This is a genomic window from Pseudoduganella sp. S-14 (assembly GCF_049913285.1).
Taxonomy (GTDB): Bacteria; Pseudomonadota; Gammaproteobacteria; order Burkholderiales; family Burkholderiaceae_D; genus Rugamonas.
On the sequence record NZ_CP183991.1, the window covers coordinates 12416 to 34900 of the forward strand.

Sequence of the window (22485 nt, forward strand, 5' to 3'; positions counted from 1 at the left end):
CCACTTCGCTAATTGATGAATTAGCTCGTAGGCCTGGGCCTGATGGAGCTCAATACCTTCTCCCATAGGTAAAGGGCCTCGCGATCAGAGATGCTGGCTCTAACTCCGCCAATCACGTTGTCTTTAACTCCGGTCTGCATCTGAATATCCAACACTGGCAGCAGAGGGTTCTTTGGTTCCCCCTGGCTCACGTATTCGAATTCGTGATGTTCGTCACCTGTCTTTTGTGCGGGCATCCGGGCTCCGACTTCGAAGCCATCCCAGTTACCCACCTTCCTCGGCCCTCTGCTCAAAAACTTGATGCGGCTATGCCACTCCCCATTCCCATTTGCGACCGCATCCCTTTCTGCAGCCCTCAATCGCGGTTCGAGTGTATCCGAATCGATGTATATGTCCTTTTTTGTCATCTCAATAGAGATATGGACATCTGCGAACTCTTTCAGGCGTATCCCGATTGAGACCGCTTCCACCATGTATTTGTGAGGCGGATCAGCTATAAAAGCGCCATCAATACACACGCCAGGATCGCTGGGTATTTCTTCTTCCGCACGCGGGCGGAGGCGCTTGGCAACTTGTCTGGCATCGTCGACGTCCTCCAGGTACTCGCCTCCTTCGCCAAAGGCTTCGTACTCCTGCACGTATAGATCCGAGCCTAGCTTTATCAACGACTGCACATTGTAAAAAGCACCGTCGCCCCGGCCCACACCAAAGACTATCTTCTGGTTTGGAGAGAAGCCATCTCTTATCATCCCAACCAGGGAACCTTTTTCCTTTAACGGGCCGTAAGCAAGCCATCTTCTTGACTCGCTCTCGGCCACTGCGCTCATGATCGAAGCATCGAAATCGTTGCCTTCACCCGACTTCCTCCAAATCTCAACAGGCAAACGAGCTGGCCCGATGACTATCTCCGCATTCTTCGGAACATCGACAATGTAACGTCCAATGCATATGGACCTGACGTCTTCCGTTGTTGAAATGAGCCGATTCGAATCATTGTTCATTCTTTGCTCCGTTATCTTTCCGCAGCCAATGCTAGTCCCCATTGCGGTAGCGCACGCAAGGGAACCTCGATTTACTGGCAGTTTGAGCGGTGACACCGAAAAAATAGCTGCCTACAAAGCGGCCGCGCCACGATCGCCGCCATTTTCATGGCCATTTTTCTGTCCGAATCCGCCTTTTGGGACGGTTCAGACGGACCTCGGGCGTCAAAACGCCGAAATCTTCGCCTCCTTCAGGTAACAAAGGCGACGCAGGTTGTACGCGGCGGCCTTCCAGTTCAGTTGCAGCGTGGCGCGTGCCAGACCGATCGAGCGCAGCATCTTGCCGCCCAGCTGCGCCATGCCGGCAAAGACATGCTCGACGCGGGCGCGCGGGCTGGCGATGCGCCGGTTGCGGCGCTGCTGAGCCTCGGACAGCGGTTTGTCCTTGTTGCCTTTGCGCTGGATGTGCATGCGGTAGCCCTCACCGGTAAGCCGCTCTTCGCGCTTGTGATTGACGTAGCCTTTGTCGGCATAGATATCCCGGCTGGTATTGGCCGGATCGAGCACGTCTTCAAAATGCAGCGTGTCGTGCTCGCTGGCGGTGCTGATCTTGATTTTTCGGATCAGCTTGCAACGCTTGTCCACGTTCGCCGACAGCTTGTAGCCGAAATAGGATTTGCCGTGCTTTTTGGTCCAGCGCGCATCCAGGTCTTTCTGACGTCGCTTCGGCGGCGACCAGTCGGCTGGCATGGCGTTCTGGTCCACGACGAGGGATTTTTCTTCCTTGTTCAGCGATTGTTTCGGCGCCTGGACGATGGAGGCGTCAATCATCTGGCCGCCTCGGGCGATGTAGCCATGCCGGGCCAGTTGCCGGTTGACGGCGTCGAACACGCTTTCGCTGGCGCCGGCCTTGATCAGGCGCTCTTTGAAAGTCCAGATCGTGGTGCGATCGGGGATCTGGCTGGAGTCGCGCAGGCCGGCGAAGCGCAGGAAACTGAGCCGGTCAAGCAACTGGAATTCCATCTGCTCGTCCGAGAGGTTGAACAGGTGCTGGATCAACAGAATCCGCACCATCACCTCGGTAGGAAACGGTGGTCGTCCGCCGCGCTCGCGGCCGGGCCGTGGCGCTGCTTCATCGACTGCGTCGGCCAGCGCCGCGAAGTCGACATGCCGCTCCAGTACTTGCAGCGCGTCGCCCAGCTTCGTCAGCTTGGCTTCGCGCTCCTGAGCGGCAAACAGGTTGGGTTTCATCATGGCAGTGTCGTCAAGTTTGATGCGCTGACATCATGCCATGGCTGAGGTAGTTTTTCGAGGTACCCGCAAGAAGTTGGATCCACAAACCCATTGAGCTCACGTGCCCTCCCATCGCATTTGAGCAGCAATCTTGGCGATTCTGAACAACGTCGAGTGTAGGGCCCGGATGTGGACCACCCCAAGGATCTTGCTCTCAATGTTGCCCATCTCTGGATGAAGCAAGGCGCGCCCAACAAGTCCTCCCATCGAATGCGTCACAATCCACGGCCTCGCAACGAAGATCGCGCAGGATTACCAGCCATGCGGAGCAGATACACTGGAAGCGGAGACCGTGGGGCTCACTGGCGGCGGCGGCGCCTATTTTCGCGGCTTACCGATGGCCCATGGCCTTATGGAGGACGTTATCCTGTCCCAGAGGTAAAGTGCCTCTTCGTCAGATATGCTCGATCTCATACCGCTCGCCTTATTGCCCTTTACTCCCGTATCAAGCTCGATCTCGACTGACGGGACCATATGATTGCCGGGCTCTCCATGCGAAAAGAATGCGAATTCATGCGACTCCATCACTTGATTAATTCTTGGCTTTCTAGCCAGATACTCCGATCCAATCCAATTGCCGATCTTTCGTTCGCCTCGACGAATTACCCGAACCCGGTCGTACCAGGCTCCAGCACCGGACTGTCTTGCATCTTCTTCCGCAGCTGCGGAACGCGCTTCTAGCGAATCGCCTTCGACTTTCTTATCTTTGGTGATCAACTCTATCGAGAAATGGACGTCAGGAAATTGGCGCAAGCGAACACCCAACGTTACCGCCTCATAAATGGGTGATGAGGGTTCTACGATGAAGGCTCCATCAAGGCAGATTCCCGGTTCCGTTGGCACAGCGTCTGATGACCTGGCACGCAAAAGTGGCGCTATGTTTTTGAGCTGCACGACCGCATCGCGATATTCATCTCCATAGGACGTAGTCCTTTGAATGAGAAGGTCTTCTCCGACCCTTTGAATCGATTCAATTTCGTAAAACGAGCCTGTTGACTTTGCGGCGCCAAAAATTATCCGCTGGTCTGCGACGGAACCGCTAATGACTTTACCAAACATAGAGTCACTCTTCAGCAATGGGCCTCTCGCACGAGCACGATCTTCTTCAATTTCTGAGAGCCGACTGTTGATCATTTCGTCCAACTTCTCGCCGTACCCAGGCCATCGTTCGATCATGTATGGCAATCTGGCAGGGCCGTATATCACTTCAGACTCCATTGGAATCTCCACAACGAACCTGCCAATACAAACGATTCGCGTAGTCTTAAAGAGAGTAACAAGTCGATTGTTCGAATCCTGGTTCATGGCACGTCCTTTGTTTGCTATGAAATGAAGCCCAAGTGCAGCCGCAGTGAAAAGTACTGCGAGGAGAGCCCTCTTACCTGGCCTCATTTGGACCACCACATTCTTGCGGCGATCCGTACCACGCAATACAAGGTGCTATCCAAAGCGCGCTCGTTCTTGTAGCTGTCTTGATGTTCGTAGCCTGTCTGACGAAAGACTCCTTTTACGTTCGCGCTCAACAGCTGGTGCTCTGCCGAGCGAAGCGGCACTGTTTGATCTCCTGCGCCAGATGAAGGTCCAAGACGTATTTTTGTATGGAGTTTGCGACCGCCTTCCAGTTGTTCTACAGCCTCTAGCTCACCCTTCTTGTCATCCTTCACGATTTTCAAGTCGTGCCAATGGCGGCCGGTGTAATCACGGTGAATCTCCCAGACAACCGTTTCCCAGGACGGTTGCGAGTTATCGGCTCCGTAATGAACGTAGGTTCGCGGATGGTAATACTGTCCCAGCTTGTCGTGGAAGTCGCGCGCATCATCGACGAAGCCGCAAAAGCGCGCAAATGTCGCGTCAGGCGCCCTCGCGGGATTTAACCATTCTTCACGAATTAACCCGTACCAACGATCTCGCAATTTGTAAATTTCTTCATATGGATCGCCGTGCTTTGGAAAACTATCGTACTGGATACCGTTGTGACGCACTATCAACCATCCGTTTCCGTAGGCCTTGCTGGGCAACAGTTGCAAACCACCAGCCGAATTACCTAGTACGGCAGTTACCTCACTTCCCCTATTGCCTATGATTTTTGGGACCGGGTCGAGGCCGGCCTTCTTCTCTTCAAATCCACATCTCATTCTCTTGTAGGCTGCTGGCGCACCTATGGCGGGAAGTACCCCGTGGACCACCCCTAGAATTTTGTCACTCATGTTTGCCATTTCAGGATGAGCCAATGCACGTGCAACAAGGCCTCCCATTGAATGAGTGATGATGATGACTTTTTCGCATTCGAAACCGAATTCTTTATAAGTTTCGATGAGCTTCTCTATGCGCTTGCGTATCGACAGCGCTGATTCATAATTCGATTGAAGCCAGTTGTAGCCCATCGCATGCACTGGAAAGAAGTTCCCAAGCATTGCTTTCATGAGTTCGTCTTTTGTCAGTGGTTTCAATGCCGGCGCATGATGGGCTTGCCATGCACCCGGATCAACTCCTATCATTCTCGATAGAGGTCCATTCTCAATTGGTGTATTCAGTGTATCTTCAAGGCGTTCGAGTAAAATCCGATAGCTGCTAAAGAACACTTCTCCCCACCCACGACCCCTTGCCTTTTGTTCGATTGAAAGGCTGTTGCAGCCGAATCGAGGCTCGCCAACGAGTAGTGGAGAACCAGGCGAATATGGCAACCCGACATCGATGTCATCAACTTTGCTATTTCTCTCATCGGATGTTTCATCAGGATCGCCAGTAGGGTTCGAATTTGGATCGTATGTATCGACTTCTGTGGCCTCCTGATCCAGCAACCGCTGCCGTCGCGCAGGCCCTGTGTAAAGTAAACTTCCGACTTCACCTACCTTATCGGGAAGCCATACTGAATTATTGGAATTTCCAAGTTCCTTTTGACGTTGGTCGCTAACTCGAAGATTCGAACCCATAATGCCTGGCAAGAAAACGATCGGTATCACACGTCGGGGAGGAACGATCATTTTTTGTGGCGCACGGTCTTCTGTTGGTGTTGCAAACCCGTTTGCCTTCTTACCGCCGGACTTGAGATCAACTGCAAGTTGCGTTGCCATAAGGGCTCCTCGAATTCCGTTACTCCTTGAGCGATGAAGTCGTCAAAGGAGGCATGCAGGATGTGGTACCCAGGGTTGCGGCGGATTGACTCGCTGCCTTGCGTTGCTGCACAGGCACGTCTTCCAGCATTTGCGCCCAACGTCAGACGCAGTTGCAATGGACGGTTATCGGTAATCAGATCCTTGTATTGCTGCAAGAAACAGAGCAGGGCGTTGTCCCCAGCGGGCTCCCGTCGTCTGTTTGACGCGGGAGTCTATGTTGGCATCCGTAAATGCCGCCGACATTGATCTACTGCAAAAGGCCTTGAGGTAGAAGTCTTTCTGGAGGGGTAATCGCGTCTGCTCCGGCTCTTCTAGTTCGCGGGCTTGATCCTGAACAAAAGTGTGAATAGTTGCCAGGGGCAGTATCGAACGGCAACCAAGTTGACATCACGCCGACAGATACAACAGAAGTGTTGTATTATTAGGATAGGGGCCATGAAATACAGCGAGTTCCGACGTTGGCTGGAGCGGCAAGGTGCCGTCTTCTCACCCGGCCGTGGCAGCCATCACAAAGTACATCTGAATGGTCGAACAAGCGTATTTCCTGACCACGGAGCGAAGGAAATCGGTACTGGATTGGTCAAGAAGATCAAGAATGACCTCGGACTGAAATGAACGCATTGGCTCGACTTGAGGGACCGAATCCATGTTGAACTACCCCGTCACTTTGACCCGCGACAGTAACAGCTCCTTCCTGGTTGGGTTTCCTGATTTTCCGGAAGCAAATTCAGTGGGAGATACTGTCGAGGAAGCATTGCATGAAGCGGTCAACGCCTTGATTACTGCGTTGGAAATTTACTTCGATGCGCGCCGTCCGGTACCGCTGCCTTCTGCGCTGGCCAAGGGCCAACATACGGTCGCTCTTCCCGCGCTGGAAACTGCCAAGGTACTCCTATGGAATGAAATGCAGCGGCAGCAGTTGCGCAAAGCGGACTTGGCGCGAATGCTGAATGTGCACCAGCCACAAGTGGATCGCCTGTTTGACTTGCGCCATTCATCCAAGCTTGACTTCGTTGAGCAGACTGCCAAGGCGCTCGGACGACGGTTGACTATTGGCTTGCAGTGAGCCCCAGTGCTTGCACGGCATGGTGTGAGTCTTCGTGAGCAATGACTTTATCCACTTACAATAGCGACCGAAACGCAATCTCCCCCAGTTCAGCCGCAATCCCAGACAGTATTTGCCATGTCCATTCAATTCCAGATTTTCCCAGACCATTCCGGTGCATTCGACTATTCCAGCAACGCCACGAAAGATGCCGGTGAAAAGGTCGACGAGCTTGCCGACCTGTGGCAACAAGGCCGTTTGAGCGAAAAACGTTTTCAGGCCGCGCTTGAACAGCAGCTGCAGCAGACTCCATGGCTGCTGGATGCGCACGTCTTCCTCGCGTCGAACTATTTCGACCTCGGCAAGCCAGTCAAAGCGCTCGAAGCGGCGCAGCGAGGGTTGGACGCTGCGCACGACATCATGCCGGACGGGTTTTCCGGCAGGGTCGAATGGGGCCATCTGGAAAACCGTGCGTACTTGCGGATGCTGCAGATCGCACTGCTCTGCCTCTCACGTCGCCGCAAGCACAAGGAGGCGGCGGAGATAGCCGTCCTGATGCTGGCTCGCAACCCAAACGACAACCAGGGCGTGCGTTTCGTGGTTGGCTCAGAACTTCTGCGTGCCGGCATGCGTAAAGAAGCCGCCGTGGCGCTGCAAGAGCACGCGGCGGACTATCCTCCCTATTGGTATGAACTGGGCCTGTGCCACGCTATCGACGATAACTGGGTGGCTGCCGCGACCGCATTCCGCCGCGGCTTCGCCGCTAATCACTACATTGCCGAGTTGCTGTTGAATGAAAGCGAGCCTTGGCCACTCCTGATTCACCACGGCAGCAACCTGGAAGATCCATCGACTGCCATCGAATATGTCAACGCGTGCGGCGACTTATGGCTGGCGCCAAATGGCGCGGAGCGCTTCCTGCGGTGGCTGTACAACCAATCGCAAGTGTTGATGGAGCGGGCGGGAATACTGGCCTGCAAGGAGGAACTGCTATGGGCGGCAAACAGTGCCGACGCGGCCAAGATCGTTCAACGGCTCGATGCGTTGACGAGCAAGATTGACGACAAGCTGTCCAAAGCGATTGTGCAGCAGCGCACCACCCGGCGCGGGCAAACTGGCTGGCCCTGGAACCTGGCGCTCGGCATGCTCTGAAGGACGCTAGCCGAGCTTCGGCTTACATCAATCCCACACGCTGCAAGCGCTCAATCCAGGCCCGCCGATGTCCATGAGTGGACAATAATTTCACCAAACCGCGCTGGAATTCGGGCGCCTTTCCACCAGCCTTGAGTGCCTCGTGCAGTTCGAGTACGGCTCGTTGCGCCCGTTCATAGGCGGCGCCGGAGCCGGCGCGCAAGCAAACGTCTATCTCCTGCCAGACTTGCTTGGCGCGGTCCGCTACGTCAGCCAGTTCGCGCGCTCGCTCGGCCTGTTGGTGCGCGTGCTTTTCTTCCTGCTCAACGCGCTCGCGCTCGATACGAATCTGCTCGGCCAAGGGGCGCCCCGCGCTAATTTGCGCAACGGTCCGGCGCTCGCCAGCGCCCCGCCTGGCTGGCCTCCGTTGCTGCCGCCATGACGCGTATTGCGCGTGCATGACGCGCTCGGCCTGGTGCGCCGCGCCGGTCATGATGAGTCGAACGGTATTGCGCATCTGGTCAGGGGACAGGTCGTGCATCCATTCCTCCAGCATCGCTGCGTACAAGTCGGAGTCGGCATCTTCTTCACTCGCAGACTGGGCAACAGCAAGTAAATATGGATCAAGCTGCAGGAATTCGACAAGCGCCTGCTGCGCGGCGGTCAAGGTTTGCAAGCCCGGCGGAAGCGGTGGCTCCAGGTCGTCGTCGTCAAGCTCTTCGCTGCACAGGGCTGCGAGCCAGCCAAGGTACAGCGGCCGCCGGTCGCCGCGCAGCATTTCGTCACGTAGCGGCGCGAGGCGCGCCATCCAGCCGGGGCCGTCCTCGTCCGACTGAAAGCGTTCGTCGTATCCGTCTTCATCGGCGTAGGACCAATCCAGCAGCCAGTATTGGCCGCTTTCATGAATTGAGAACGCGCTGCCGCCATATGTGCCTCGGTCTCGCCCGAACCCGGTTGCCTGGGTAGCTTCGTGCGGTGAAATCAGCGGCTTGGGAACGCGCAGAATGAATTGGCAGTACCCCATGTCGGATGAATACACGTGGGCATCGAAATAGCGTTCCATCCATTCGTACGGGTCGCCTTTCAGGTCGCCCCAATGGTAGGTGTTGCTGAAGCTGCAGGCGGTAATAGTGGCACGAGTAGAGAAGGACCGCAGCTCGGCTTGCTCAAGCTTGCTGAGTGGCCGGTCTAGTACTGCAAATTCATAATAATGGTACTCGCTCATCCTGATCCTCGGCTGTGGCGCGACGTCGAGCCGGTACTTTAATGGGTTTCAGCGCCGCGCGGAAAAATACTGGTAGAGCGCGCCCCAGGCGCGAATTCACGTCTATAGACTAAATTTAGCCTATAATCAGTCCACCATTCCGCCGAGAGTTCGCCATGGACATCACCGAGCAAATCAAGCCAATCTCCTACCTGAAATCACATACCACCGAAATCGTCAGAAAATTTGATGAAGAGGATGCCGGTCCGATGATCATCACTCAAAACGGGGAAGCGAAGATGGTCGTCATCAGTATCAAGAGCTACCAGGAATCGCTTGAGCAGCGGAAGATGTATCAGGAGCGTATGGCGCTGATGAAGTTGCTTGCTCTCGGTACCAAGGAAATCGAAGAGGGAAAATTTGTCTCTGAAGAAGAGTTCTTCGACGAGATGGACAAGCCCAGATGACCAAGATCATTGTCCTTGATAGCGCCAAGACAGATTTTCGAGAGATCCAGGCCGGATTCAAAAAAACTCATTCAGCGGCAAGGTTCGAAGAATTCAAACGATCTTTCAAAGAGCTTTTCGCACAAATAAAGCAGTTTCCCCTCGCAGGTGTTGCTCCTGACGAATGCGTTGCCTTGGAGCTGGTGATCCGACAAAGGATCACTGAGGACACCAGAGTCATTTATGAGATCAGGGGCGACACAATTTTCGTCCGCATGTTTCTCTCGACCGAGAGGGACTTCATGACGCATCTTGTCGAGCGGATACTTAGGGTATGAAACATTGATCTAAGCTGTCGTCCACAAAGGAGTGGCTTGGCCAAGCTTCACGGTAAACCCTGCGTGTTGACGGCGACCAGCGGCGCACTCCAAGCCAATTGGAATTGCCAAATTAGCCACGCTGGTGTCTAGACTGGTTATAATTTGCCGCCGCATTCGTGCGGCCAAATAAGAACTTATAAATCCTCGTCCAACATCCATGCACTTCTTTTCCCGGCCCCTGCTGGCGGCACTGCCGCTTATCGCCACGCCCGTCTTCGCAGCAACGACCTACCCTCCTTCTGCCTACCGCGATGGAGCGGTCAAATGCCAGCAGCTGCGCCAGCTCGATTGCGCGGAAAAGAACTGGGTGCAGTACATCAAGATGAATCCTACCGACGTGCATGCCATTGCGAGCCTGGCGGTCATCTACAGCTGGGACGAAAAGCATGCACTCGCCATCGTCCAGGCAGAGAAAGCTATCGAGATGGGCCAGGGCACTTACGACCTGTTCGCAGCCTATGCGCGAAGCCTGGAGAAGGTGGGCCGCATCGACGAGTCAATCGACTGGAACTACAAGACGCTGGCTATCATGCCCAAGCTGGTGAATGTGCGCGGCGACCTGGCCAGGCAATTGGTGGCGAAGAAGAGGGAATACGAAGCCTTGGCGCTTCTGGCTTCGTTCGACGCCACGCTGGAAGAGAAAGGCCACGGGCACTACTTTGACGGCCAGCGCATCGCCATCGAAACGACGATCGAACGCCAGGGCCAGGCACTGGCCGGTGCACAAAAGAACCTGCGCCTATCGAAGACCGGCGACCATTTCTACGCACCGGTACGCATCGGTGATGCACGGCCGACGGCGTTCGTTGTGGATACGGGGGCCGCCAAGACCATGCTTAGCGAGGACATGCTCGCCACCTCCAGGGCGAGTTATAAGGTGCTGCAGCCCAAGGTCGTGATCGGCCTTGCCGACGGCCGCCGTTCCAACGCGCGACTGGTTGTGCTGGATTCGCTCAACGTCGGGCCTTTTGAGCTGCGCAAAGTCACCGCCATTGTCTGCTCTACCTGCGTACCGCTTTTGGGCCAGGCATCGCTTTCCCAGTTCAATATGGCTTCGGCCAAAAAGCAAGGCGTGGAATTCATGACGCTGGAACCACGGGCGGTACGGTAAAGGGCGCTGAAATCCGCGAACTATGAAAGCAACCATGACAGATCCGGAAACCAGACAAATGGCCGAATTCCTCGAGAAGATTGAACTGACCCTTGCTCAGATGTCGGATGCTCAGTGTGAGCACAACAAGTCCGAGCGCGATTGGTTTGCTGCGGATATTCGACTTCGAGAAGAACAACTCACTCTCCAGCAAGCTCTGCTTCAACATAATAGGGCCGCCCAGCGGAAAAGCACGCGCAACGTACTGGTGATGGGAATGTTGGCCGGGGCCATGCTCTTGCTGGGGCTCGGCCTTCTAACGGAACCTTGGTGGATGCCAGTGGTCTCGGGCGGCCGATAACGTGCTGGAAGTCACTGAAAGGCATGGTTCTTTCAGAAACCGACTAACCGCCCCCCTCATGACAGGCAAAACCATCGCAGTCGCCCAGTTTGACGGCACCGTCACACTGATGAAGATCGACCTGGCCACCGGTGCCCGGGAATTCGTTCCGGCCTCGGAAGTAGACGAGGAGAAGGTCACGTTCGGACTGTACGAGATTGAAGAGAGCAGCCATCACGCGGAGTCGATTGTCTTGCTGGCGACTCCTGATGGGCCCCTTCTGATTCTCAACGACACCCTGTACCACCCTGATGCCGATGAAACCAAAGTGGAGATCGCGGATCAGGAGACGGTCTCGCACTTCCGCGTTCTTCATCGCGGCATACCAGTTTTCGAGTTGGCTTACGAGCAAAAATCTGCAATAGGCCTACATCCCTATGCACGACATCGCGAAGATGTGGACTTCTATTTCTGGCTCAAAGGCAAAGTCAACGAGCCCGATTTTTATCGTGCCTACACCAGGGAAATTGTCTTCGTGACGTAGTTCAGTGTTGCGTATTTCACCCTATCAGTTGCCAGTTGATTAAGAATCACCTGCCTTTGTGATAGTCTTTGCTGATGTCCTCAGCAATCACTCTCGGCCGTTTCAACAGCTTTCAGCGCGAACCGTGGCGACTGAGCTCTGCGCTCGTGATCTCCGCATTCGTGCACGCGCTGCTATTGAGCATTACCCTGGGCGGACAGACCTTCGGGCTACCGGCCCTCAAATTCCCGTGGCAGGAACGCCGCTTGGGGGCCAACGATTTGCAGGTCCTGCTGCTTCCCGCGCAGCAGCCTGCAGCGCCCATGTCGGCGCCGCTGCAACTGCCGGCGGAACCCGCGCGGCCAACAGTTCCCGCGCCGGCGCCGCCAACCGAAAAAAGCGCTCTGGCGAACACGGTGACAACGATGCCCATGTCACCTCCCGCAGTGCCTCCAACACCGACACTTGCCCCGACTCCGACTCCTGCGCCTGCACCAGAGCTCACCTTGGCATCGAAGCGCCCCGACGTTCCCCTGCCAACCGCGCCAGCCGCACCGCCAATCGCTACGCCCAAAGCGAGCGAAGTCCCGCAAAAACAGCCCGAGCAGGAAGAGCGGGAACGCTTGCATGAACAGGCCAAGCTCGAGCAAGAGCGGCAAGCCGCAGAAAAGCTGCGTCAATCCGAATTGATCGCCGAGGCCGAGCGCGAAGCAACGCGCCAGGAACAGCATCGCCAGGAAAGCGCCCGCGTCGAACAGGCCGCCCGCATCCAGGCCGCCCGCCTGGAGACCGAGCGCCAGGAACTCGCTCGACAAGAACTCGCACGTGCTGAAACCGAGCGCGTGGAGGCCGTCCGCAAGGAAGCCCTGCGCCAGGAACAGGTCAAACAGGCGCAGCTCGAAGCTGCCCGCCAAGAGCAGCTTCGCCTGGATGCCGCACGCGCCGAGCAGGCAGCCAAAGCGGAGGTAGAGCGGAAGGACGCCGAACGCCAGGAACTTGCCCGCCAGGAGGACGTCCGGCGGGAGCGCGCAAAACAGGAAGAAATGGCCCGACAGGAGCTGCAACGCGCCGAAACCGCGCGCCTGGAAGCGGCGCGACAAGAACAAGCCAGGCAAGCGCAGCTCGAAGCGGCTCGCCAGGCGCAGCAACTGGAAGCCGCACGCCAGGACGCAATCAGGCAGGAGGCGGCACGACAGGAACAGGCAAAGCGCGAGTTGGCGCAGCGTGAGAAGGCCAAGCAGGAGGAGGAACGCGAGGAACGCCTGCGTGCGATCGGCCGGCAACTCAACGAAGAGGCGGCCCAACGCGACGCAGCGGCGAAGAACCCTTCACGTTCGCTGCTTCCCACAGTTAGCGGCCTTCGCCGCGGCTGGCTCTTCGGCCGTGCCGACCCGAATGTCGATCTCGTCCAGTATGCGGAAGCAATGAGCAAGAAGTTTGAGCTGAACATGGCGTTCGACATGCTGCGCGACGTGGTCAAGCAGCGTCACGTGTCACCGATGGTCACCGTCGCAATCCGGGCCGACGGCTCCGTGGAAAAGGTGACCTTTGTCGTTTCCAGCGGGGTGGCCGCTATCGATGATGCAATCCGAAAAGTCGTCTCCAGCCAGGCGCCTTATGGTGCATTTCCACCTGCGCTCGCGCGTCAATATGACGTCATCGAAATCCGTCGAACATGGGTATTTGATACTGCCATTCGCTTGCAATAGGCTGGTTGCCCAACAAAAGGCCGCATGCTAGTCTCGGTCGCGTAGAGCGAACCTGAGAAAAACCGAATGAACAAGTCCAACAGCGTAGAGCTTCGAAAACTGCGTGAGTCCGAGCAGCGCCGCAAAGACATCATCAAGGCCGTACGTGCCTTGATCAAGGCAGGCGGTGCACGCGAGATCACGCTTCGCAAGGTGGCGGAGAAGGCCGGCTTTTCGACAACCGTGGTCTACAACCTGTTCCAGAACAAAGCTACGCTGATTACCCAGGCGATGGACAGCGACCTGCTCGACCTGGTCAAGGCCATGCGCAACGCCGTGGATGCGAAGCTGCCCCTGCTCGAGAACATCCGCCGCGTAGGCCGGGCTTACGTGACCTTCGGCATGCGCCATCCCGACCAGTACGCGCTGGTCTTCATGGAGCGCCGGCCGCATGCGCCAGTGGAAAGCTCGCGCGTCGAACATGGCAACCAGGCGCAAGATCCCTATGCCTTTGCCTGCCAGCTTTTTGTCGATCTTGTCAACACCGGCCAGATCCCGCCGGACCAGGCGGAGGCGACCGCCCAGATTTTCTGGGAAGGCCTGCACGGCATGGTGTCGTTGCGCCTGGTATTCGGGGAGAACGAGCCTTGGTTCGAGCATGACGAATTCAATCGGCACCTGGATGCGCTGATAGATGTTCTGCTGACCGGCATCCTGCATCGTTTCCAGCCGTCAACCTTCCCGAACAGCCGGTAATGGCCTGCTTGCGGGCGCCGGCTCCGCTCGCCTTCCAATACTGCGTCAATCTCTTCAACTTCCTGCACATTCCAAGTTTTGTCGCCGCGATTGCGAGAACTGCGTCCTGCTGCCACGTAGCCTGTAAAGCCGGGCCGGCAGGTCCGCCATTCCAACAATCACAGTTCTACAATTTTCTTGGAGTTAAGGATGAAGATGCAAACCCTCGCCCTCGCCTGCCTCGTGGCAGGCCTGGCGGCAGGCTGTGGCGGCGGCAGCAGTCCCGCCGCCCAGGCGCCTGCTTTCGCAGCCACCGCTACTACCAGCTCCACCGCCGCTGCAGCGCCGGGTACGCGCTGGATGAACGTGAAGTACGGCGGCAGCGGCTATGTGACCGGCCTGGTCTTTCACCCCACCAGCCCTGACGTCCTGTACGCGCGCACCGATATGGGGGGCAGCTATCGCTGGGATGCGGGCACCTCGGCGTGGATTCCGATCACCGATGGCTTCGGTGTCCGGGAAGAGTTCTTCAACGGCGCCGAAAGCATCGCGCTGGACGCGAACGACGACCAACGCGTGTACCTGGTCACCGGCATGTATGACTGGTCCGGCAGCAATGGACGCCTTTACATATCCACCGACCGCGGCAACAACTGGACCCACGCCGACCTGCCTTTCCGCGTCGGTTCCAACGATCCTGGCCGCGCCATCGGCGAGCGGCTGGCGGTCGATCCGAACCAGCCGTCCACCCTGTACTACGGCTCGCGCACGTCGGGTTTGTGGAAGAGCAGCGACTTCGGCCAGAACTGGGCGCAGGTAACGTCGCTGTCTTCGTTCCAGTATCCGGCCGACCAGATCCCGGCCCTGCCCGGACGCACGGCCGCCGGCATCGAGGGCGTGCTGTTCGATACCTCGAACACGGGCTCCGGCACGGCCACGCAGGGCCTTTACGTGTCCGTCGGGCCGGATTATGCCGCCGCGGCAGGACTGGGCTACAACCTGTACAAGTCGACCGACGGCGGCGTGAGCTGGACCGGCGTGCCGACGCCGGTGGCTGGCTACCACATTCCGCATATGGTTCGCGCCAAGGACGGCATGATCTACATGGTGTTCACCCGCGACATGGGGCCCGGCGCCGGCGGCCCGGCACGGCTGTACAAGTTCGACGGCGCCAGCTGGAGCCTGCTGAAGGGATACGATACCGAGCAGTGGGTAAACTTTGGCCTTGGCGGCCTGTCCGTCCATGGCACCGGGCCGACGACTCGCATTGCGCTGGGCGTCACGAATTCCTGGGGCAACTGGCAGGGCCAGCCGATCGTCCAGCTGTCGGACGATGCCGGCCAGACCTGGCGCGAAATCGCCTCCATGACGCCGCACACCCCGTCGGGCGTCGACTTCTCCGGCTGGATCGACGACGTCGAAATCGATCCGCATAACCCGGAGCGCATCCTGCACGTGTTCGGCGGCGGCGTCTGGGGCACCAACAATGCGTCGGCTGCTGCCCCGGGCTGGAACCTGGACGTCAACGGCCTCGAGGAAACCGCCACGCTGGCCCTGATGACGCCACCCAAGGGCGCCAACTACACCTTGCTGAGAAGTTCGGGCGATATCGGCATGCATGTGCAGACCGAACTCCTGAAGACGCCGACGCGCGGGCCGCGCGGCTGGTTCGGCAACGGCAACAGCGCCGACATGGCGTGGTCCACGCCCTCATACATCGCGGCGATCGGCACCCCGGTCTGGAATACGCCCAACGTCGCCGGCGCCTACTCCACCGACTCCGGGGTAACGTGGACCGCGTTTGCCGCCAACCATCCGGACGCCTTGGCTAACCAGGGCGGCGAATCCAATATCGCGGTAACGAAGCCGGGCCACATGGTCTGGGCTCCTGCCAACTCGCGGCCAGCCTACACCACCGATAACGGCGCGAGCTGGTCCTACACCAACCTGCCGGCCCTCAGCGCCGTGGGCATCGGCCGCGGCTACCGCATCGTTGCCGACCGCAAGAATCCGGACAAGGTTTACGCCTACAACTCGGGCGGGGCATGGTGGAACCAGTGGTCCGATACCGCACATTTCTGGTATTCGACCGATGGCGGCCATACCTTCACGGAGAGTGCGGCGTTCATCGGCGCCGGTGCATTGGTGGCCGATTTCAGCCATACCTCGATCGCCGTCAATCCCAACGCGGAAGGCGATATTTGGGTGGCCGACGGCTTCAGCATCTTGCACTCCACGGATTCCGGCGCGACCTGGACCAGGCTGAATGTCACGGCGCCGGATTGGGGCAGCAAGCCGACGTGGATGTACCCGGACGTCTATGGCGCAACTTCGATCGCACTGGGCAAGGCGCCGGCTGGCGCGAGCTACTCCTCCACCATCTACATCGTAGGCACGATCAACGGCGTATGGGGCGTGCACCGCTCCGACGACGGCGGCGCGAACTGGCGGCGGATCAATGACGACAAGCACCAGTATGCCGGCCTTGGCAACCTGGCTGCCGACCAGGCCGTGCCGGGGCGCGTATTCGCCAGCGCCGCTGGCCGCGGCGTCGTGTTCAGCTACTGATGTCGGCAACCACATTTTTCGGAGACCCCATGAAATTCAATACCATCCTCGCCGCCACCGTCATCGGCATGGCGGCAAGCAGCGCAAGCGCAACTGTCCTGAGCTTCGATAACCTGACCGAAATTATGTATGGCGACGGCTTTCCCCTGGCGGACGGCATGAGCTATGCCGGCCCCGACCTGAGCTACGTGGAAGCAGGCTTCCGGCTGACGCTGCATGCGCCCAACGCAATCCCCGGTTCAGCCAACATTGGCACCGGCACGTTCGAGCCGCAGACGTTCAACTGGCACGATGGCCTGGACAACGGCCCGGATACCTTCGTTACGCTGACCCGTGTTGGCGGCGGGTTGTTCAACTTGAAGAGTTTTGATTACTTCGCCGATTGGAGTGCCGTCTCGGCCGATGGAAAGCTGCTCGGGACCATCGCGGACGCGGGAACGTGGAGCACGGCGCTGAACGGCATCGCGGAACTGCGCCTGGGTTCCGGCGCCTTCAACCAGCTCGACAACATCGACGTGGAAGCGGCAGCCGCTGTGCCGCTTCCTGGCACGCTGACGCTGCTGCTGGCCGGCCTGGCCGCCTCTGGACTGGCACGGCGCCGTCGCTGATTCCCGGCGGGCGGGCCACGCGCCCGCCTTACTTTTGCAGAAGGTCGACGCCCAGCGGCGCCAGATGCAGCTTGCCTTCCCACGTCCGTCCTGTGAGAACGCCACGCATCGCCCCATCAATCTCCACATCCCTGGCTTCGCTGCTTGTGTTCACGTACAGCACCCTGCCGTCAACAGTGCGCGCATAGACGCCGTCAGGCGTCTTCGGCCCCGGCGTGATCCCCAGGCTCGCATAGAGCTGGCGGTACAACGACCGCATCACCGGCGCCTGCGCTGCAGTCGCCACATAGATCGCCCTGCCCTTGCCAAACCGGTTGACAGTGATGGCCGGCGGCTTGCCGTCAAGACTCTCGAAACGCGCCAGTACTTCAGCGGTAGAGGGTTCCAGCACCTCGTATCCGCCAAACTCGCCTTTGACTGTTTCGCTGCCGACCGTGAGCTGCAACGCACCGGCGTTGTAAAACTCATTGGTACGCAGGCCGAATACGTCGGTCAGGCCGCCGGGCAGGGGGGTGTCGTGCCACTGGCTATGATCGTTCACCTTGGCCGATTGCGCGGTCATGATCGCCGTGCCGCCGTCGGCGACAAACTTGCGCAGGTTGGCGAGCGATGCGCTGTCGAGCAGGTACATGCCGGGCACAATCACCAGCTTGTAACGCCCCAGGTCCTCGTGGCCAATATGAATCACCGCCACATCGACATTATCCTTGAACAGCGGCTCGTACGCGCCGTGCGCCTGCTTCATGTAGCCGGGGTTGATGTAAGACCGCACCGAGTTCGACATGCCCGCCTTGGGCAAATTGGTGGCAACCATGTTATCGAAGGCGTAGGCGATGGCCACATCAGGCTTCGGCAGGCGCGGGAAACCCAGCTTCTCCAGGGTGCGGAATTCCCTGGCGATGTCTTCGAACTCGCCAAGCTTCCAGGAAGCCCGGTCGTCATGGTCGACCAGGCCAAACAAGGCCTGCTCTTCTCCGCCATGATGACTATGCCATGTCCACGGCATCACCGCTTGCGCGCCAAGAAGCAGGCCGAAGTGCGCCCACATGCGCGAGCGCCCGGGCGTGCCGTAATAGCCTGGGCCGCCGGCAGTAAATTCGTTGAACCAGATTGGAGTATCCATTGCGGCGCGCATCATGGTCGCCTCGAATGCCGAACTCAAAGGATCGCCCGGGTAGAAGCCCATTGCTCCGTAACTCACGTAGCGGCGATAGGTAGCCAGCATGTCGAAGCCCTTGCGTCCGGAGCTGTCCCACAAGTTCGAGATTGCGGGTTTGTCCGGCACGTTCTTCCTGCGAACGGCTTCCAGGGAATCGAGGACTTCGACGGTCTGGTCGGACCAGAAACGGCGCATGTCGAGGTAGCGCTCGTAGGGCCCGACGTCTTCCTTATAGGGTAGGCGTACGTCGTCCCATGCGCCCAGCCGGCGCGACCAGCGCTGCGTGGCCCAGGCCTTGTTCAACGCATCCAGGCTTGCGTATTTTCGCCGTAGCCAGGCAATGAAGCGCAGGCGGTCGGCCTCGGAATACGACACCATGCCATTGCCGCTTTCATTGTTGTAACCGATCGCGAACAGGGCCGGATGCCTGGCGTAGCGTTTGGTCATCGTATCTGCCAGGCGCACCAGCAAACGCCGGTAGTCCGGGTCGCTGGTATCGTCCATGTAGCGTTCCGCCGGGTCCAGGCGCGCACCGCGTTCGTCAACAAGATTGACGCCCGGGTACTTCCGGTGCAGCCACATCGGCGCGGGCTGGCCGGGAATGTCCAGGATGACTTTGAGTCCGGCGGCGTGCATGCGGTCCATGATCCAGTCGAAGAGCGTGAAGTCAAATTTTCCCTCCCTCGGCTCGAACGAATCCCACGACAGGTCGCCCATGCGCACTACCCTGAAGCCGGCCTCCTTCATGCGCTGGATATCATGCTCGATCTGTTCCCGTCCGCTGCGGTCGAAAGGCTGGTAATTGGTCCCGACGAACAGTTGTCCGGCACCGGGCCAGCCAGGGGGCAAACTGGCGCCCGTCGCAGGTGCGAATGAAAAGCCGGCCATTACGAAAGCCAGGCTGCAGAGGGCGGCGATCCTGCTGATTTTCATAGATTCACGTGCTTGGAACTCAGGTGGATATCCCCAGGTATTCTGAAATCCCATGCTTGCTCCCGCAATTGCGAAATGAACCAACGACGGGAATGAAAATCAACAGTCCCGGGATTAATTTGTAGCTTTTCGACAAGGGATTTGCGGCACCTGGATAAAAACATTGTTTTTTTCAAAGTTCATCGTTATTCTCATTTGACGTTGTCCCACTTGAACAAGGGGAATCGATGCGAGCGTTGTTGGGCATGGCGATGCTGGCAGGCCTGTGTGCCTGCTCTGCGGCCAAACAGGAGCCGGCTGCGGCCGACCTGCAATGGGCTGATACGGCACGGCCGGGCGATGTACGGTTGGCAGAGCGCTACGAGCGTTCGTGCATGGTGTGCCATGCACGAAGCGGCAGCGGGGCGCCACTTGCCGGCTTCGCGCCGCACTGGAAGCCGCGTCTCGACAAGGGCGTTGACCAGTTGGTGCGACATGCGAGCGATGGCTTCAACGCCATGCCGGCCATGGGCCAGTGCAATGACTGCAGCGCAGACGACCTGCGCGCCCTCACTCTCTTCATGGCAAGGAGCGGAACGTGAAGCAACGCCGCCTGTTCCTGAAAGCCGGCGCCATGGCTGCAGCGGCGGGCCTGCTTGCGAATCGTGTACAAGCAGCACCGATGCAACCGCGTCCCTTCCGCTGGAAGAACTGGTCGGAAGCGCAGCAATGCCAAGCGCAGTCGCTGGCCACGCCGGCCGACGAACAGGCGCTGGCAGGCCTGCTGCGTAATGCCGTCGGCACGGTGCGCTGCGTTGGCGCAGGCCATTCCTTCACCCCCCTGGTACCCACCAACGGCACGATAGTTTCGCTGGAGCGCATGTCCGGCGTGCTGGCGCATGACAAGGCTGCCATGACGGCCACGCTGCGCGCGGGCACGCGCCTGGCTGGCATCTCGCGCCAGCTCGATGGCGTCGGGCTGGCCTTGCGCAACCTGCCGGACATCGACATGCAGTCGCTGGCGGGAGCCATCAGCACTGGCACGCACGGAACCGGGGCGAACCTGCAGGCGATGCATGCAGACGTGATGGCGCTGCGCCTGGTCACGCCGCAAGGCGATGTGGTGGAGTGGGACCAGGAGCGCCACCCCGAGCAAATGGCAGCGGCACGCGTTTCCCTCGGCAGCCTGGGGGTGATCACGCAGGCGACCATGCGGGTCGTGCCATCCTTCAGCCTGCACCGCAAGGTGTGGCTGCGCCCAGTTGGCGAAATGCTGGAGCAGGCGGGCGAGCTGGCGCGCAAGCATCGGCATTTCGAGTTCTACTACCTGCCCTTCACCGGCTATGCGGCGGGTATTGCGCATGACGAGTACCAGGGCAGCGATGTGCTGGTTCCGCATTCGCAGGACGAGGAGATGCTGAGCGACCTGCGCAAGATGCGCGACTGGCTGGGCAAGTTTCCCGACTTGCGGCGCTGGGCCGCGGGCAAGCTGATCGATCCGGATCTGACCGAGGAAGCGAAGAACCGTTCGTGGAAGCTGCTTTCCACGGTGCGGCCCACGCGCTTCAACGAAACCGAATATCACGTGCCACGCGAGGCGGGTATCGCTTGCGTAAAGGAGATCATTGCTGCGCTTGAAAAGCGCAATGAGGTGTTCTTTCCGATGGAGTTCCGCTTCATCAAGGGCGACGATGCCTGGCTCAGCCCCTTCCATCAGCGAGACAGTTGTTCCATTGCCGTGCATGCGGCGCATGGAGAGCCCTACGACTATCTGGTGACCGAACTCGGTCCGATCTTCCGCAAGCATGGCGGCAGGCCGCACTGGGGCAAGCTGCATAACCTGACGGCGAAGGACCTGGCTGCGCTTTATCCGCGCTGGAACGACTTCCTGGCGTTGCGCCAGCAGATGGACCCGCAGGGGCGGATGCTCAATCCGCACTTGCGTTCAATGTTCGGGGTGGCGTAATGGTGGCGTTGAAACGGCGTGCTGTGATCACGGCCATCGGCGCTGGCCTGGTAGGTGCTGTTGCGTTGGCGGTGCGGCCACGTGACAAAGGCGCACCGCACGCCGATTACTTTGCGCGTGCTTCCAAGGCATTGCGCGCGGCGGGAATTGCCACGCCTACCATGGTGATCGACCGCGACCGCCTGCTGGTCAATGCGCGCCAGGTGATGCGCAACATCGATGGCCGCTTGCCGCTGCGTCTCGTGGCCAAGTCGCTGCCCTGCATGCCCTTGCTGGACTTGCTGATGCAAACCATCCAGACGCGCCGGATGATGGTGTTCAACCTGCCGTACCTGCAGCAATTCGCCGCGCAGCGCGGGGATGTGGATCTTTTGCTGGGCAAGCCTCTCCCTGTTGATGCCGCGGCGGAATTCTATCGGAGTTTCCAGGGCGGGCAGTTCCGGCCGCAGCGGCAGTTGCAGTGGCTGGTGGATACGCCGCAGCGATTGGCACAGTATCGCGACCTGGCGCGCGCGCAGCAGGTGGATATGCGCGTCAGCCTGGAGATCGATGTGGGCCTGCACCGCGGTGGCGTGGATAACGCTCAGATGCTTCAGCAGATGCTGTCGCTCCTGCGTGAGGAACCTCGCCTGAAATGGGCAGGCATGATGGGATATGACGCGCACGTTGCCAAGCTTCCTTTGGCGAGCTTGCGGGAGAAGGCCCTGGCAGAGGCTAAAGCCATCTATCGCGAGTATGCGGGGATTGCTACGCAAGGCTTGCATGCATCGGGAACGGCAGACGCGATAGTGTTCAATGCTGGTGGCTCGCCAACCTACCGCCTGCATGACGGCAGCGGCGCTGCCAATGAAATTGCGCTGGGCTCGGCGCTCGTTAAACCGAGCGACTTTGATACTGAATTGCTGCAAGATCTATCGCCAGCGGCTTTCATTGCTACGCCGGTGCTGAAGGCGGATCGACGGTTCCAGATGCCGATCGGCGTAGAGATTCTGGGCGATGCGGCGCGCGCATGGGATGTGAATCAGGAGCATGTGTACTTTGTCTATGGCGGCAACTGGATGGCTGATCCAGTATCGCCGGCCGGCCTCGCGACCAGCGGTCTCTATGGGAATTCGTCGAACCAGCAGGCCTTGCTGGGATCGGGGACGCAGCAATTGCAGGTAGATGATTATGTTTTCTTCCGTCCGCGGCAAAGCGAGTCTGTGCTGCAGCAATTCGGCGCTATCGCCGTTATGGAAGATGGACGAATCACCGAACGCTGGCCCGTCATGCAAGCCATGCCATAATCCAGTCCCCATCAA

21 protein-coding genes are annotated in these 22485 nt (G+C 58.8%); 15 read left to right on the top strand and 6 right to left on the bottom strand.

Going from position 1 to position 22485, the window contains the following annotated elements; genetic code table 11:
- Nucleotides 1–20 precede the first annotated feature (20 nt).
- The 4 genes from ACN9MZ_RS00065 to ACN9MZ_RS00080 form a co-directional block, all read right to left on the bottom strand.
- A complete protein-coding gene (locus ACN9MZ_RS00065) occupies nucleotides 21–1001 on the bottom strand; it encodes a T6SS immunity protein Tli4 family protein (RefSeq protein ID WP_426340327.1) in 981 nt (326 codons plus the stop codon).
- Between the two features lie 204 nt (nucleotides 1002–1205).
- Nucleotides 1206–2234, bottom strand: coding sequence for an IS5 family transposase (locus ACN9MZ_RS00070; protein ID WP_426339717.1), 1029 nt, complete (start codon nucleotides 2232–2234; stop codon nucleotides 1206–1208).
- A 357-nt stretch (nucleotides 2235–2591) separates the two neighbouring features.
- On the bottom strand, nucleotides 2592–3491 hold the full coding sequence (locus ACN9MZ_RS00075; protein WP_426340328.1) for a T6SS immunity protein Tli4 family protein: 900 nt from the start codon (nucleotides 3489–3491) through the stop codon (nucleotides 2592–2594).
- 170 nt (nucleotides 3492–3661) lie between these two features.
- Nucleotides 3662–5347, bottom strand: a complete 1686-nt coding sequence (locus tag ACN9MZ_RS00080) for an esterase/lipase family protein (protein ID WP_426340329.1) — start codon at nucleotides 5345–5347, stop codon at nucleotides 3662–3664.
- Between the two features lie 477 nt (nucleotides 5348–5824).
- Between ACN9MZ_RS00080 and ACN9MZ_RS00085 the strand changes: the two genes are divergently transcribed.
- The 3 genes from ACN9MZ_RS00085 to ACN9MZ_RS00095 all read left to right on the top strand — a co-directional run bounded on the left by ACN9MZ_RS00085 (nucleotide 5825) and on the right by ACN9MZ_RS00095 (nucleotide 7586).
- A complete protein-coding gene (locus tag ACN9MZ_RS00085) occupies nucleotides 5825–6004 on the top strand; it encodes a type II toxin-antitoxin system HicA family toxin (protein ID WP_426340330.1) in 180 nt (59 codons plus the stop codon).
- 31 nt (nucleotides 6005–6035) lie between these two features.
- The gene (locus ACN9MZ_RS00090) at nucleotides 6036–6455 is read left to right on the top strand and encodes a type II toxin-antitoxin system HicB family antitoxin (RefSeq protein ID WP_426340331.1); all 420 of its coding nucleotides are present in this window, start codon (nucleotides 6036–6038) and stop codon (nucleotides 6453–6455) included.
- A 117-nt stretch (nucleotides 6456–6572) separates the two neighbouring features.
- Entirely contained in the window at nucleotides 6573–7586 is a 1014-nt protein-coding gene (locus ACN9MZ_RS00095; RefSeq protein ID WP_426340332.1) for a hypothetical protein, read from the top strand.
- 22 nt (nucleotides 7587–7608) lie between these two features.
- Here the strand turns inward: ACN9MZ_RS00095 and ACN9MZ_RS00100 are convergent, their stop codons facing one another.
- Entirely contained in the window at nucleotides 7609–8790 is a 1182-nt protein-coding gene (locus ACN9MZ_RS00100; RefSeq protein WP_426340333.1) for a hypothetical protein, read from the bottom strand.
- A 155-nt stretch (nucleotides 8791–8945) separates the two neighbouring features.
- Here ACN9MZ_RS00100 and ACN9MZ_RS00105 point away from each other — a divergent pair, with 155 nt between their 5' ends.
- The 9 genes from ACN9MZ_RS00105 (at nucleotide 8946) to ACN9MZ_RS00145 (ending at nucleotide 17147) form a co-directional block, all read left to right on the top strand.
- The gene (locus ACN9MZ_RS00105; RefSeq protein WP_426340334.1) at nucleotides 8946–9236 is read left to right on the top strand and encodes a type II toxin-antitoxin system Phd/YefM family antitoxin; all 291 of its coding nucleotides are present in this window, start codon (nucleotides 8946–8948) and stop codon (nucleotides 9234–9236) included.
- Entirely contained in the window at nucleotides 9233–9553 is a 321-nt protein-coding gene (locus ACN9MZ_RS00110; protein WP_426340335.1) for a type II toxin-antitoxin system RelE/ParE family toxin, read from the top strand. The genes ACN9MZ_RS00105 and ACN9MZ_RS00110 overlap by 4 nt, the downstream gene beginning before the upstream one ends.
- A gap of 199 nt (nucleotides 9554–9752) precedes the next feature.
- Nucleotides 9753–10706, top strand: a complete 954-nt coding sequence (locus ACN9MZ_RS00115) for a retroviral-like aspartic protease family protein (RefSeq protein ID WP_426340336.1) — start codon at nucleotides 9753–9755, stop codon at nucleotides 10704–10706.
- 34 nt (nucleotides 10707–10740) lie between these two features.
- The gene (locus ACN9MZ_RS00120; RefSeq protein WP_426340337.1) at nucleotides 10741–11046 is read left to right on the top strand and encodes a hypothetical protein; all 306 of its coding nucleotides are present in this window, start codon (nucleotides 10741–10743) and stop codon (nucleotides 11044–11046) included.
- Nucleotides 11047–11104: 58 nt separating this feature from the next.
- Nucleotides 11105–11569: a hypothetical protein gene (locus ACN9MZ_RS00125; RefSeq protein WP_426340338.1), complete on the top strand. Its 465-nt coding sequence runs from the start codon at nucleotides 11105–11107 to the stop codon at nucleotides 11567–11569.
- A 74-nt stretch (nucleotides 11570–11643) separates the two neighbouring features.
- Entirely contained in the window at nucleotides 11644–13257 is a 1614-nt protein-coding gene (locus tag ACN9MZ_RS00130; protein WP_426340339.1) for a TonB C-terminal domain-containing protein, read from the top strand.
- Nucleotides 13258–13323: 66 nt separating this feature from the next.
- Complete coding sequence (locus ACN9MZ_RS00135; protein WP_426340340.1) at nucleotides 13324–13992, top strand: TetR/AcrR family transcriptional regulator; 669 nt, start codon at nucleotides 13324–13326, stop codon at nucleotides 13990–13992.
- 189 nt (nucleotides 13993–14181) lie between these two features.
- A complete protein-coding gene (locus tag ACN9MZ_RS00140; RefSeq protein WP_426340341.1) occupies nucleotides 14182–16539 on the top strand; it encodes a dockerin in 2358 nt (785 codons plus the stop codon).
- A 29-nt stretch (nucleotides 16540–16568) separates the two neighbouring features.
- The gene (locus tag ACN9MZ_RS00145; protein WP_426340342.1) at nucleotides 16569–17147 is read left to right on the top strand and encodes a PEP-CTERM sorting domain-containing protein; all 579 of its coding nucleotides are present in this window, start codon (nucleotides 16569–16571) and stop codon (nucleotides 17145–17147) included.
- A 28-nt stretch (nucleotides 17148–17175) separates the two neighbouring features.
- Here ACN9MZ_RS00145 and ACN9MZ_RS00150 read toward each other — a convergent pair whose 3' ends face one another.
- A complete protein-coding gene (locus tag ACN9MZ_RS00150; RefSeq protein WP_426340343.1) occupies nucleotides 17176–19239 on the bottom strand; it encodes a beta-galactosidase in 2064 nt (687 codons plus the stop codon).
- Between the two features lie 227 nt (nucleotides 19240–19466).
- Here ACN9MZ_RS00150 and ACN9MZ_RS00155 point away from each other — a divergent pair, with 227 nt between their 5' ends.
- Genes ACN9MZ_RS00155 through ACN9MZ_RS00165 form a run of 3 tightly spaced genes read left to right on the top strand, consistent with a single transcriptional unit; the run spans nucleotide 19467 to nucleotide 22470 of the window.
- Nucleotides 19467–19820 carry a c-type cytochrome gene (locus ACN9MZ_RS00155; RefSeq protein ID WP_426340344.1) on the top strand — a complete coding sequence of 118 codons (354 nt, stop codon included), beginning with the start codon at nucleotides 19467–19469 and terminating at the stop codon, nucleotides 19818–19820.
- Entirely contained in the window at nucleotides 19817–21184 is a 1368-nt protein-coding gene (locus ACN9MZ_RS00160) for a D-arabinono-1,4-lactone oxidase (protein WP_426340345.1), read from the top strand. Before ACN9MZ_RS00155 ends, ACN9MZ_RS00160 begins: the two co-directional genes overlap by 4 nt.
- Nucleotides 21184–22470, top strand: coding sequence for an alanine racemase (locus tag ACN9MZ_RS00165; protein WP_426340346.1), 1287 nt, complete (start codon nucleotides 21184–21186; stop codon nucleotides 22468–22470). The genes ACN9MZ_RS00160 and ACN9MZ_RS00165 overlap by 1 nt, the downstream gene beginning before the upstream one ends.
- The last annotated feature ends 15 nt before the right edge of the window (nucleotides 22471–22485 follow it).